The 14,097-nt window shown below is 53.2% G+C and carries 9 protein-coding genes; 4 read left to right on the top strand and 5 right to left on the bottom strand.

Features of this window, described 5'->3' with window-relative positions; translation table 11 throughout:
- Positions 1–203 precede the first annotated feature (203 nt).
- Entirely contained in the window at positions 204–1,763 is a 1,560-nt protein-coding gene (locus tag JGF26_RS15315) for a DUF3300 domain-containing protein (protein ID WP_134708300.1), read from the top strand.
- A 10-nt stretch (positions 1,764–1,773) separates the two neighbouring features.
- Complete coding sequence (locus JGF26_RS15310) at positions 1,774–2,565, top strand: DUF2950 family protein (protein ID WP_134708299.1); 792 nt, start codon at positions 1,774–1,776, stop codon at positions 2,563–2,565.
- Between the two features lie 70 nt (positions 2,566–2,635).
- Here the strand turns inward: JGF26_RS15310 and traT are convergent, their stop codons facing one another.
- The 5 genes from traT to pdhR form a co-directional block, all read right to left on the bottom strand.
- Complete coding sequence (traT, locus tag JGF26_RS15305) at positions 2,636–3,367, bottom strand: conjugal transfer complement resistance protein TraT (RefSeq protein ID WP_028016706.1); 732 nt, start codon at positions 3,365–3,367, stop codon at positions 2,636–2,638.
- A gap of 195 nt (positions 3,368–3,562) precedes the next feature.
- Complete coding sequence (lpdA, locus tag JGF26_RS15300; protein ID WP_023332094.1) at positions 3,563–4,987, bottom strand: dihydrolipoyl dehydrogenase; 1,425 nt, start codon at positions 4,985–4,987, stop codon at positions 3,563–3,565.
- A 175-nt stretch (positions 4,988–5,162) separates the two neighbouring features.
- Positions 5,163–7,058: a pyruvate dehydrogenase complex dihydrolipoyllysine-residue acetyltransferase gene (aceF, locus tag JGF26_RS15295; protein ID WP_134708298.1), complete on the bottom strand. Its 1,896-nt coding sequence runs from the start codon at positions 7,056–7,058 to the stop codon at positions 5,163–5,165.
- Positions 7,059–7,072: 14 nt separating this feature from the next.
- Entirely contained in the window at positions 7,073–9,736 is a 2,664-nt protein-coding gene (gene aceE / locus JGF26_RS15290; RefSeq protein WP_028016704.1) for a pyruvate dehydrogenase (acetyl-transferring), homodimeric type, read from the bottom strand.
- 123 nt (positions 9,737–9,859) lie between these two features.
- Positions 9,860–10,624, bottom strand: a complete 765-nt coding sequence (gene pdhR / locus JGF26_RS15285) for a pyruvate dehydrogenase complex transcriptional repressor PdhR (RefSeq protein WP_008501960.1) — start codon at positions 10,622–10,624, stop codon at positions 9,860–9,862.
- Positions 10,625–11,161: 537 nt separating this feature from the next.
- Between pdhR and aroP the strand changes: the two genes are divergently transcribed.
- Together aroP and JGF26_RS15275 are read left to right on the top strand one after the other, a co-directional pair.
- Positions 11,162–12,532 carry an aromatic amino acid transporter AroP gene (gene aroP / locus JGF26_RS15280; RefSeq protein ID WP_028016703.1) on the top strand — a complete coding sequence of 457 codons (1,371 nt, stop codon included), beginning with the start codon at positions 11,162–11,164 and terminating at the stop codon, positions 12,530–12,532.
- Positions 12,533–12,699: 167 nt separating this feature from the next.
- Complete coding sequence (locus JGF26_RS15275; protein WP_134708297.1) at positions 12,700–14,097, top strand: MFS transporter; 1,398 nt, start codon at positions 12,700–12,702, stop codon at positions 14,095–14,097.

Here is a 14,097-nt window from a genome sequence, read left to right as displayed (position 1 = left end):
CTGGCCGCTCACAAGAGCGGCCTTCTGAAATCCCAGCGATTTTTCCAGCATCACATATAATTGTGTAATAAATGCTCACACTCTTTATCCGGATACCCCGGATGGTTTCCCAAGAAAAGTCAAAACAGTAAAAGACGGGTGAATAATACTCACGCCAACCGTAACGCCTCACGGCACAGCGCTTGTCTCGTTGGAGTCATTTTATGAAGTTGTCTTTTAAGCCACATCTGCTTGTTCTTCTTTGCAGTACCGGGCTGCTTGCTGCCTCTGGCGTCATGTTCGTCAAAAGCCGTGCAACGGAGCCTGTAGCCCCGGCTCCCGTCGTACAGCAACCCGTTGCACCGGTAGCAACCCCTGCTCCCCAATCGGCTCCTGCCGCGACACCAACATACTCTGCCGCGCAAATCGATCAGTGGGTTGCCCCTATCGCGCTCTACCCGGACGCGTTGCTGTCGCAAATTTTGATGGCATCAACCTACCCGGCCAACGTCATCCAGGCTGCACAGTGGTCGAAAGACAACCCTAAAATGGAAGGTGATGCCGCTATTCAGGCCGTTGCCAGCCAACCCTGGGATCCCAGCGTAAAATCGCTGGTCGCCTTTCCTCAGTTGATGTCACTGATGGGAGAGAACCCACCGTGGGTACAAAATCTGGGCGATGCGTTCCTCGCGCAACCCAAAGATGTGATGGATTCCGTTCAACGCCTGCGCGTGCTGGCTCAGAAGACCGGAGCCTTACAGTCGACACCTCAACAAACGGTCACCACGGTGACAAAAGCGGCGCCGTCTAAAACGAGCACCAGCGAGTCAACCACGACAAACACAACGTCCGCACCGGCTCCAACGGTGATCAAAATTGAATCTGCCGATCCACAAGTCGTGTACGTTCCCACCTACAACCCTAATACGGTTTACGGAACCTGGCCAAACACCGCTTATCCCCCCACCTATCTCCCGCCTTCACCCGGGGAGCAGTTTGGCAACAGCTTCGTTAACGGTTTAGGCTTCAGCCTGGGCGTCGCGACAACCTATGCCATCTTCAGCAGCATCGACTGGGATGATGACGATGACTGGGATCATCACCATGACGACTGGGATAATCACGGCGGCTATAACCGCAACGGTGATAACAACATCAATATCAACGTTGAGAACTTCAATAAAATCAGCGGGCAGCGCCTGACGGATGCCAACCGCACCTGGCAGCACAACCCGGCTTATCGGGAAGGCGTACCCTATCCGACGAGCCAGCTCAACAACCGCTTCCACTCCACCAACGCGGCCGCAGGGTTAAGTTCAACGCAGCAAAAACCGGTTAATCGCGATAGCCAGCGTCAGGCCGCCCTCAGCCAGATGGAGAAATCAACGGGTAAAACCTTCCCTCAAACGGCACGTCCGGGAACCAAAGATGTCCAGCGCAAGGCCTCAAATGAGCAGCTGAAGCAGATTTCCCAGCGCAACAACTACCGTGGCTATGACACCAAACCGCAGACGACAAAGCGGACGACTACACAGCAGCGTGATAATCGTCAGACCACAGCGCAAAGAAATGAAAAACGGGTTTCGCAACCTGCGCAGCAACGCACAACCCAGCAGCGAATCAGTCAGCCCCGGGCTAATGCTCTGAGTGGCAACGACAGCCGCTCCGCCAACTGGCAGGCACAGCAGCAGCGAGGGGCGCAAAGCCGACAGATCGCTCGTCAACAACAACCGCACCAGGCAGCTGGCGGACGCGCTGAACGCCGTGAAATTCGACATCGTTAAGGGAGCCGACATGAAAAGTAAACTACTCAGTGGAATGGTGTTGTTCATGCTTTCGGCCTCGGCTATGGCGCAACAATCTTTTAGCACGCCTGACCAGGCGACCGACGCACTGGCAAATGCCATTCGTGATCAGAATGAAAGTGCAATGAATAACCTGCTTGGAGAGAACTGGCGCGATTTCCTGCCCCCTGAAGGCGTCGACCCTGATGCCGTCGATCGCTTCCTGCGCGACTGGAAAGTCCGTCATAACACCGTGGTTGAAGGTAATACGGCGCATCTTGTTGTCGGAGAGACTGACTGGCAACTTCCTATCCCGGTCATCAAGACCAATTCCGGCTGGCAATTTGATATCAAAGAAGGTGCTGAGGAGATCCTGACCCGCGAAATTGGGCGTAACGAGCTCGCAGCGATTGAAGCCTTACATGCTTACGTGGATGCACAGCAGAGCTATTATGCGATGAACCAGAAGTATGCCCAGAAGATCGTCAGCACCACAGGGAAAAAGGACGGTTTGTACTGGCCTGCATCACCTGGTGAAACGCCCAGCCCGCTCGGCCCGGCCTTCAGTCCAAAAGAACCGGGTACTGGCTATCACGGCTATCGCTTCAGAATTTTGCCGGATAACCACGGTTTCGCAATGGTTGCCTGGCCGGTCAGCTACGGCCAGACGGGCGTAATGAGCTTTTTGATAAATCAGGACGACAAGGTGTTTCAGTCGGATCTCGGCAGCGATTCGGAGCAAAAGGCGCGGGCGCTGGCCTCATATGCTCCTGATAAAACCTGGCAGCCCGTCGAGCCCTGAATGTGCGGTAGCTCTTCTCCAGCGAGGCCTGTAGGCCGGGTAAGGCGAAGTCGCCGCCCGGCTTTTTAACTTACAGAATATTTGCGACCGATTTTGCCAGTTGCGCTTCCAGAACCGGTTTCGCTTCTTCGAATTTCAGGTTCACTTTATTAGCATTAGACACGACACGTGTCTGATACTTAGCGCGATCGCCCTGCTCGGAGCTGGTCTGCAGTTTCACGCCCGATGTGCCCTGACGCAGTGCCGCGATGTTATCGGTGGTGACTTTTGCTTTGCTACGCTCAGAGATCTGCAGGTCGGTCACCATGGTATAGTTCACATCTTCTACCATCGCATCCGCCGCCATACCGATCAGACCTGCCGCCAGACCCACACCCAACGCCGCACCAGAAGAGTTGCTGTTGTAGGCCGTAATACCGGCACCCAGCGCAGCACCAACAGCGGCACCTTCATAGCCGGTTTTCAGATAGCCCTGAGATTCTCGCAGGTCCATTTTGTCTGCTTTCAGAACGTTAGCCTGCACCCAATAGTATGCGCTGTCAGGAGAGCTGGTGACCTTGTATCCCTTGGCACTCAGATCGTTTGCCAGCAGCGTCTGCAGGTTGCTCATGTCTTTATCAGAGGTGTTTTTAACCTGAATGTAGACTGTTTTTTCGTTAGATGGCTCCAGCCAGATGGTTTCGCTCATCTGAGTTTTCACTTCCAGATTACGTTTTTTCACCGCAGTGGTCATCGCACCACACCCGGTCAGCGTCATCGCTGCTGCCACTAAGCCAATCACCGCAACTTTCTTCAAAGACATGTTATTTCCTTTTTTCGTGTAATCAAAAGTCCAGAACCCCTAAACCGTGCGGCCAGTAGCTACACAATGGTGAAAAAGGTATCGGCAGATGAGAGAAAATTTTTAGCGGAAATATCAATAAGATACCTACCATAATGGGTAGGCTTTAGACAAAAAAAACGCCTCCGAAGAGGCGTTTAGCAATCGTGAAGAAACTTATTTCTTCTTCGCTTTCGCGTTTGGCAGGTCGGTGATGCTGCCTTCAAACACTTCTGCCGCCAGGCCCACAGACTCGTGCAGAGTTGGGTGAGCGTGGATAGTCAGCGCGATGTCTTCAGCGTCACAACCCATTTCGATAGCCAGACCGATTTCACCCAGCAGCTCACCGCCGTTGGTACCGACAATCGCACCACCGATAACGCGGTGAGTCTCTTTGTCGAAGATCAGTTTGGTCATACCGTCTGCGCAGTCGGAAGCGATAGCACGGCCAGAAGCAGCCCACGGGAAGGTGGCGGTTTCGTAGCTGATGCCTTTCTCTTTCGCTTCTTTCTCAGTCAGACCAACCCATGCAACTTCTGGCTCGGTGTACGCGATGGATGGGATCACTTTCGGATCGAAGTAGTGTTTCATGCCGGCGATAACTTCAGCGGCAACGTGACCTTCGTGAACACCTTTGTGTGCCAGCATTGGCTGACCGACGATATCGCCGATAGCAAAGATGTGCGGCACGTTGGTGCGCAGCTGTTTGTCAACGCGGATGAAGCCACGGTCGTCCACTTCCACGCCAGCTTTGCCCGCGTCGAGGTTTTTACCGTTCGGCACACGGCCGATAGCCACCAGCACGGCGTCGTAACGCTGTGGTTCGGATGGGGCTTTTTTGCCTTCCATGGAAACGTAAATACCGTCTTCTTTCGCTTCAACGGCAGTGACTTTGGTTTCCAGCATCAGGTTGAATTTCTTGCTGATGCGTTTGGTGAAGACTTTAACGATGTCTTTGTCAGCAGCCGGGATAACCTGGTCGAACATTTCAACCACGTCAATATCTGAACCCAGCGCATGGTACACGGTACCCATTTCCAGACCGATGATACCGCCACCCATAACCAACAGGCGTTTTGGAACGGTTTTCAGTTCCAGCGCATCGGTGGAATCCCAAACACGTGGATCTTCGTGCGGAATGAATGGCAGTTCGATTGGGCGAGAGCCTGCCGCGATGATCGCGTTGTCGAAGTTAATCACGGTTTTACCGTTTTCGCCTTCCACTTCCAGGGTGTTCGCACCGGTGAATTTACCCAGACCGTTTACCACTTTCACTTTACGGCCTTTGGCCATACCTGCCAGACCGCCGGTCAGCTGAGTGATAACTTTCTCTTTCCAGGTACGAATTTTGTCGATATCGGTTTTCGGCTCGCCGAAGACGATACCGTGTTCAGCCAGCGCTTTGGCTTCTTCGATAACTTTGGCTACGTGCAGCAGCGCTTTAGAAGGGATACAGCCGACGTTCAGACAAACACCACCGAGGGTGCTGTAACGTTCTACGATGACGGTTTCCAGACCTAAATCCGCGGCGCGGAATGCTGCGGAGTAACCTGCCGGGCCTGCCCCAAGTACTACGACCTGAGTTTTGATTTCTGTGCTCATCATGACCTCTTAATTTATACCCGTCGTCCACCGGGTCGTTCTATCCGCCCGCAGTTTACAAAATTGTTAACAATTTTGAAACAACAAACGGCTCACGAATTGTCGCTTTCGCCAATAACCTCACAAACACCATGAGATTACCAGAAAAAAGCCGGCCGTCAGGCCGGCTTTTCGATTACATCACCAGGCGGCGAATGTCGCTCAGGGTGTTGTTGATAATGGTGATGAAACGCGCACCATCAGCACCGTCGATCACGCGGTGGTCGAAGGACAGAGAGATTGGCATCATCAGACGCGGTACGAACTCTTTGCCATTCCACACCGGCTCCATCGCGGACTTGGACACACCAAGGATCGCAACTTCAGGCGCGTTCACAATCGGTGCGAAGTGGGTTGTACCCAGGCCACCGATGCTGGAGATAGTGAAGCAACCGCCCTGCATTTCGCCTGCAGTCAGCTTACCATCACGCGCTTTTTTGGAGATCACGGTCAGTTCACGGGACAGCTCAGTGATGCTCTTCTTGTTCACGTCTTTGAAGACCGGAACAACCAGACCATTTGGCGTATCAACCGCAACACCGATGTTGATGTATTTCTTCAGCGTCAGCTTCTGGCCATCTTCGGACAGGGAGCTGTTGAAGCGTGGCATCTGCTCAAGAGCAGCGGCAACGGCTTTCATGATGAAGACCACTGGGGTGAATTTCACGTCCAGTTTACGCTTCTCAGCTTCGGCGTTCTGCTGTTTACGGAACGCTTCCAGATCGGTGATATCGGTTTTGTCGAAGTGCGTAACGTGCGGGATCATCACCCAGTTACGGCTCAGGTTAGCACCAGAGATTTTCTGGATACGGCCCAGTTCCACTTCTTCGATTTCGCCGAACTTGCTGAAGTCCACTTTCGGCCATGGCAGCATGCCCGGGATGCCGCCGCCTGCCGCTGCAGCTGGTGCAGCTTCAGCGCGTTTCACCGCGTCTTTCACGTAAGTCTGAACGTCTTCGCGCAGGATACGACCTTTACGGCCAGTCCCTTTCACTTTCGCCAGGTTAACACCGAATTCGCGCGCCAGGCGACGAATCAGCGGAGTCGCGTGGACGTAAGCGTCGTTTTCAGCGAACTCAGATTTGCCTTCCGCTTTTGCAGCAGGGGCAGCAGCTGGTTTAGCAGCCTGAGCCGGTGCAGCAGTTGGTGCTGGAGCAGCCGCGGCCGCCGGAGCAGCAGCAGGCGCAGCGCCTTCTACTTCGAAGACCATGATCAGAGAGCCGGTAGACACTTTGTCGCCAGTGCTGATTTTGATCTCTTTAACGGTACCCGCGAATGGCGCAGGGACTTCCATGGAAGCCTTGTCGCCTTCTACGGTGATCAGTGACTGTTCAGCGACAACTTTGTCGCCCACTTTAACCATCACTTCGGTCACTTCAACTTCGTCACCGCCGATGTCTGGTACATTAACGTCTTTCGCGCCACCAGCAACCGCTGGAGCCGCGGCCGCCGGAGCAGCTGCCTGTGCAGGCGCAGCAGCAGGTGCAGCACCCGCCACTTCGAAGATCATGATCAGAGAGCCAGTAGACACTTTGTCACCGGTGTTGATCTTGATCTCTTTAACGGTACCCGCGAACGGCGCTGGCACTTCCATAGAGGCTTTGTCGCCTTCTACGGTGATCAGTGACTGCTCAGCCGCAACGGTATCGCCCACTTTCACGAGGATTTCAGTGACTTCAACTTCGTCACCGCCGATGTCAGGCACGTTAACTTCTTTCGCGCTCGCGGCAGCTGCTGGAGCAGCGGCGGCCGGAGCGGCTTTCTTCTCTTCCTGCGCAGGTGCAGCAGCTGCTGCACCGTCGGCGGAATCGAAAATCATGATCAGTTTGCCAGTCTCGGTTTTATCGCCAACAGAGACTTTGATCTCTTTAACGATGCCAGCCTGAGGAGACGGGACTTCCATAGAGGCTTTGTCGCCTTCTACGGTGATCAGCGACTGTTCAGCTTCAACTTTGTCGCCTACTTTGACCAGGATCTCGGTGATTTCAACTTCATCAGCCCCGATGTCCGGTACATTGATTTCGATAGCCATTATTCTTTTACCTCTTACGCCAGACGCGGGTTAACTTTTTCTGCATCGATGTTGAATTTGGTAATTGCTTCCGCAACCACTTTCTTATCGATTTCGCCACGTTTAGCCAGTTCGCCCAGTGCTGCTACAACCACGTAAGAAGCATCAACTTCGAAGTGGTGACGCAGGTTTTCGCGGCTGTCAGAACGACCGAAGCCGTCAGTACCCAGTACGCGATAATCATCAGCAGGTACGTAAGTACGAACCTGCTCAGCGAACAGTTTCATATAGTCAGTAGACGCCACCGCTGGCGCGTCGTTCATCACCTGAGCGATGTACGGAACGCGTGGGGTTTCCATTGGGTGCAGCATGTTCCAGCGCTCACAATCCTGGCCATCACGCGCCAGTTCAGTGAAGGAGGTCACAGAGTACACATCGGAACCGACACCGTAGTCCTTCGCCAGGATCTGTGCTGCTTCACGTACGTGACGCAGGATAGAACCGGAGCCCAGCAGCTGAACTTTACCTTTGCTACCTTCGAGGGTTTCGAGTTTGTAGATACCTTTGCGGATACCTTCCTCGGCACCTGCTGGCATTGCCGGCATGTGGTAGTTTTCGTTCAGGGTGGTGATGTAGTAGTAAACGTTCTCTTGTGCTTCACCGTACATGCGCTGCAGACCGTCATGCATGATGACTGCCACTTCGTACGCGTAAGACGGGTCGTAAGAGATACAGTTAGGGATAGTCAGAGACTGAATGTGGCTGTGACCATCTTCGTGCTGCAGACCTTCACCGTTCAGGGTCGTACGACCGGAAGTACCGCCTACCAGGAAGCCGCGAGCCTGTTGGTCGCCAGCCTGCCAGCACAGGTCACCGATACGCTGGAACCCGAACATGGAGTAGTAGATGTAGAACGGGATCATTGGCAGGTTGTTGGTGCTGTAAGAGGTCGCAGCAGCCAGCCAGGATGCGCCAGCACCCAGTTCGTTGATACCTTCCTGCAGGATCTGACCTTTCTCGTCTTCTTTGTAGTATGCAACCTGCTCACGGTCCTGCGGGGTGTACTGCTGGCCGTTCGGGCTGTAGATACCGATCTGACGGAACAGACCTTCCATACCGAAAGTACGCGCTTCGTCGGCGATGATTGGAACCAGACGATCTTTGATCGATTTGTTCTTCAGCATCACGTTCAGGGCACGAACGAAAGCGATGGTGGTAGAGATTTCTTTGTTCTGCTCTTCCAGCAGCTGAGAGAAGTCTTCCAGCGCTGGCAGTTCCAGTTTCTCGGTGAAGTTAGGCTGACGAGCTGGCAGGTAGCCTTTCAGCGCCTGACGACGTTCGTGCAGGTACTTGTGCTCTTCAGAGCCTTCCGGGAAGGTGATGTAAGACAGGTTTTCTACCTGCTCATCGGTCACTGGAACGTTGAAACGGTCGCGGATATAACGCACGCCGTCCATGTTCATTTTCTTAACCTGGTGAGCGATGTTTTTACCTTCTGCGGTATCACCCATGCCGTAACCTTTGATGGTGTGGGCCAGGATTACAGTCGCTTTACCTTTGGTTTCCTGCGCTTTTTTCAGTGCAGCGTAGACTTTCTTCGGATCGTGACCACCACGGTTCAGGGCCCAGATCTGCTCGTCAGTCCAGTCTGCAACCAGTGCTGCGGTTTCAGGATATTTACCGAAGAAGTGCTCACGAACGTAGGCACCGTCTTTGGATTTGAAGGTCTGGTAGTCACCGTCAACGGTTTCGTTCATCAGCTGGATCAGTTTACCGCTGGTGTCTTTACGCAGCAGCTCGTCCCAACGACCGCCCCACATGACTTTAATCACGTTCCAGCCAGCACCGGCGAAGATGCCTTCCAGTTCGTTGATGATCTTACCGTTACCGGTGACCGGACCATCCAGACGCTGCAGGTTACAGTTGATGATGAAGCACAGGTTGTCCAGCTTCTCACGGGTCGCGATGGTGATCGCACCTTTAGATTCTGGCTCATCCATTTCACCGTCGCCCAGGAAGGCGTATACGGTCTGCTCAGAGGTGTCTTTCAGACCACGGTGTTCCAGATATTTCAGGAACTTAGCCTGGTAGATCGCACCGATTGGGCCCAGACCCATAGAAACGGTCGGGAACTGCCAGAAGGTTGGCATCAGTTTAGGGTGCGGATAAGAAGACAGACCTTTACCGTGAACTTCCTGACGGAAGTTGTTCATCTGCTCTTCAGTCAGACGACCTTCCAGGAATGCACGTGCATAGATGCCCGGAGAGATGTGGCCCTGGAAGTACACCAGATCGCCGCCGTCTTTCTCGTTCGCTGCACGGAAGAAGTGGTTGAAGCACACTTCGTAAACGGTTGCAGAAGACTGGAAGGACGCCATGTGGCCACCCAGTTCCAGGTCTTTCTTGGATGCGCGCAGAACGGTCATGATGGCGTTCCAGCGGATTGCAGAACGGATACGACGTTCCAGATCCAGATTGCCCGGGTATTCCGGTTCGTCTTCGACGGCAATCGTGTTTACGTAGTTGCTAGCCCCTGCACCTGAAGCAACCTTCACACCGCCTTTGCGGGCTTCAGAAAGCAGCTGATCAATCAGATACTGAGCGCGCTCAACACCTTCTTCACGGATGACCGATTCGATCGCCTGTAGCCAGTCGCGAGTTTCGATCGGATCCACGTCATTTTGGAGACGTTCTGACATGGGGGTATTCCTTATCTATCTAATACGTTGATTTGTCTGGAACCTGTCCCATTGTGCTCTTGGGCAAGAACACAATAAGACAGGTTCTGCGTTTAGTTGCCGCGCTCTAAAAGTACCTGGCGCTTAATCCTTTCGTTGCTGTATGCGGCGTAATGAACGTTCGCGACGCGATTGTTCACGGCTGCGGTCCAGCAAGATTTCCTCAATGAAAGCCAGATGTCGGTGCGACGCTTCGCGCGCCTGCTCCGGTTCCCCGGCCATTATCGCCTCGAATACTCGGGTGCGATGGTTGCTTACCAGTGGGAGCATGTCCCGACGGGCATACAACAATTCAAAATTCTGACGAACGTTCTGGGCCAGCATGGGCTCCATGCAGCGTAGCAGATGGAGGAGCACCACATTGTGGGCCGCTTCGGTGACGGCAATTTGATACTGGACGACGGCGCTGGACTCGGCGTCTAAATCGCCGGACTGCTGTGCCCGTTCAATGGCCTGATGCAGTTCGCGGATACGCACGCGATCTTCATCAGTGCTGCGAAGAGCGGCGTAATAGGCCGCAATACCTTCAAGCGCGTGACGGGTCTCAAGCAGGTCAAACTGGGATTCTGGGTGGTCAGAGAGAAGTTCTACCAGCGGATCGCTGAAGCTCTGCCACAGGCTGTTTTGCACAAAGGTTCCGCCGCCCTGGCGACGAAGCAGCAAGCCCTTTGCTTCGAGACGTTGAATCGCCTCACGCAGAGAAGGACGTGAAACGTCGAACTGTTTTGCCAGCTCGCGTTCTGGCGGAAGTTTCTCACCCGGGCGCAGAGTCCCTTCGAGGATTAAAAACTCCAGCTGCTGCTCAATCACATCAGATAGTTTTGGTTGGCGAATTTTGCTGTAGGCCATATTCCCTGTCTTACGCCTTTTTGCCCGGAGTCAATTGGTCTTACCAATTTCTATTTCGTATCGCTAAAGTAACAAAGTATTCACCTTCTGTCCATATTGGTTTTGATTGAAATCAGTAAACGCTGCACATTTTAACAACCTTACAGAAATAACGTTTCAGAAATGTAACTTTGCACAAATGAGTTGATTACTCACAAAGAGGGAGTTTTAACCATATTGAAACGAGGGTTTTTGCAATCTGAAGCGATTCAACAAAGCAAATAATGAAAATTAGCCCACTTATGGCGCATTTCTATTCTATAGGTTGGGGTAAGAAAGGTTCGCGGAGTGATTTACAAATGCTTTCTTTTTATTCAACTCGTCATCAGCCCTTCATAAAGCAGGTGCATTCGCAGGCACTTACCACTATTCTGGCGCTTACGGAAGTCATCTACGATTTTTTCGGTATCATTAACCGTAAAGAAATAAATACAGAAAACGGACATTCATAATTACACACGCCCAGCGTGAACATAACAACCACACACGAGGTTTCAAATGGAAGCTCAACAGCACGGCGATCAGCTAAAGCGCGGCCTGAAAAACCGCCACATTCAGCTCATCGCATTGGGTGGTGCTATCGGTACCGGCCTGTTTCTGGGAAGCGCATCCGTTATCCAGTCTGCCGGCCCTGGCATTATTTTGGGTTACGCTATCGCAGGTTTTATTGCTTTTCTGATCATGCGTCAGTTAGGTGAAATGGTCGTTGAAGAACCCGTTGCCGGTTCTTTCAGTCACTTTGCCTATAAGTACTGGGGGAGCTTCGCGGGCTTCGCCTCTGGCTGGAATTACTGGGTGCTGTACGTACTCGTTGCCATGGCTGAACTTACCGCTGTCGGTAAGTACATTCAGTTCTGGTACCCGGAGATCCCAACCTGGGCCTCTGCTGCAGCCTTCTTCGTCATCATTAACGCCATCAACCTGACCAACGTCAAAGTGTTCGGTGAGATGGAGTTCTGGTTCGCCATCATCAAAGTCATCGCCGTTGTGGCCATGATCATCTTCGGTGGCTGGCTGCTGTTCAGCGGTAACGGTGGCCCGCAGGCGACCGTACGTAACCTGTGGGAACAGGGCGGATTCCTGCCACACGGCATGAGCGGCCTGGTAATGATGATGGCAATCATCATGTTCTCCTTCGGAGGGCTGGAGCTGGTGGGCATCACTGCCGCTGAAGCCGACAACCCGGAGCAGAGCATCCCGAAAGCCACTAACCAGGTTATCTACCGTATTCTGATCTTCTATGTGGGTTCACTGGCTGTGCTGCTCTCTCTGCTGCCATGGACGCGCGTGACCGCGGATACCAGCCCGTTTGTGCTGATCTTCCACGAGCTGGGCGATACCTTCGTGGCAAACGCCCTGAACATCGTGGTGCTGACTGCAGCGCTGTCCGTTTACAACAGCTGCGTATACTGCAACAGCCGTATGCTGTTTGGTCTGGCTCAGCAAGGTAACGCCCCGAAAGCCCTGCTCAACGTCGACAAACGTGGTGTGCCGGTAAACACCATTATCGTATCAGCCATTGTGACGGCGCTGTGTGTACTGATTAACTATCTGGCCCCGGAATCCGCCTTCGGACTGCTGATGGCACTGGTGGTTTCGGCTCTGGTTATCAACTGGGCGATGATCAGCCTGGCGCACATCAAGTTCCGCCGCGCCAAACAGCAGCAAGGCGTGACTACGCGTTTCCCGGCTCTGCTTTATCCGCTGGGTAACTGGGTGTGTCTGCTGTTCATGGCCGCAGTGCTGGTCATCATGCTGATCACCCCGGGAATGGCGATTTCCGTGTACCTGATCCCGGTCTGGATTGCGATCCTCGGCGTGGGTTATCTGGTTAAACAGAAAAACGGCAACGCGGTGAAAGCACACTAATCTGCCCTTCCACTCTGCACGCCTTTTCCGGTGTGCAGAGTGTTGTTACCTTCCTCACAAATTCCCGCCAACAGCAATTTTATCCATATCACCGACGCGATACTGCAACGCATAAATTCCTTTGCCAGCAAATAATTCTCTCCATACCGCAATCTGGAGAGCAGTTAATGGATAACAGCAAACTGTCAGTAAAAGAAAAGATCGGCTATGGGATGGGAGACGCGGGATGCAACATCATCTTCGGCGCCATCATGTTGTTTGTTAACTATTTCTATACGGATATTTTTGGTCTGGCACCTGCACTGGTCGGCGTATTGCTGTTGTCTGTTCGTGTCATTGATGCCGTAACAGATCCTATTATGGGTGCTATCGCTGACCGTACCCGCAGTAAATATGGGCGGTTTCGTCCATGGCTGCTGTGGATCGCCGTCCCCTATGCACTGTTCAGTATCCTGATGTTCACCACGCCAGAGTGGAGCTATAACAGCAAAGTTATCTATGCCTTTGTCACCTACTTCCTGTTGTCGCTGACCTACACCGCCATCAACATTCCGTACTGCTCGCTGGGTGGCGTGATTACTAACGACCCTAAAGAGCGCGTCGCCTGTCAGTCTTATCGCTTCGTGATGGTCGGTATTGCGACGCTGCTGCTGTCACTCACCTTGCTGCCGATGGCCGACTGGTTTGGTGGGGATAACAAAGCCAAAGGTTACCAGATGGCGATGACCGTACTGGCGCTGATTGGTACCTGTATGTTCCTGTTCTGCTTCGCCACCGTCCGCGAGCGTGTGCGCCCGGCGGTACAGACGCATGACGAATTGAAAAACGATCTGAAAGACGTGTGGAAGAACGATCAATGGGTGCGCATTCTGCTGTTAACCCTGTGCAACGTCTGTCCGGGTTTTATCCGCATGGCGGCGACCATGTATTACGTCACCTGGGTTATGGGCCAAAGCACCCACTTCGCCACCCTGTTTATCAGTCTGGGTGTGGTAGGCATGATGTTCGGCAGTATGCTGGCAAAAGTGTTAACTGACCGCTGGTGTAAGCTGAAGGTGTTCTTCTGGACCAATATCGTGCTGGCGATTTTCTCCTGCGCGTTCTATTTCTTCGACCCGAAAGCAACAACCACCATCGTGGTGCTCTACTTCCTGCTGAATATCCTGCACCAGATCCCTTCCCCGCTGCACTGGTCGCTGATGGCCGATGTGGACGATTACGGCGAGTGGAAAACCGGTAAGCGCATTACGGGTATCAGCTTCTCCGGCAACATCTTCTTCCTGAAGCTGGGGCTGGCGATTGCCGGAGCGATGGTCGGCTTCCTGCTCTCCTGGTACGGTTATGACGCGGGCGCAAAAGCGCAGAGCGCGGACGCCATTAACGGGATCGTGCTGCTGTTTACCGTCATTCCCGGCATTGGATACTTAATTACCGCGGGCGTGGTACGCCTGCTGAAGGTAGACCGTGAAACGATGAAACGCATTCAGGAAGACCTGGAAAAACGTCGCACCAATTACCGTGAACTGAGCGACTATCAGGAACTGAAAGCCGCTGAGACTAAATAA

Origin of the sequence: Enterobacter sp. E1 (genome assembly GCF_016809815.1) — a bacterium.
GTDB classification, from domain to species: domain Bacteria; phylum Pseudomonadota; class Gammaproteobacteria; order Enterobacterales; family Enterobacteriaceae; genus Enterobacter; species Enterobacter adelaidei.
This window is presented reverse-complemented; position numbering and strand designations above follow the sequence as displayed.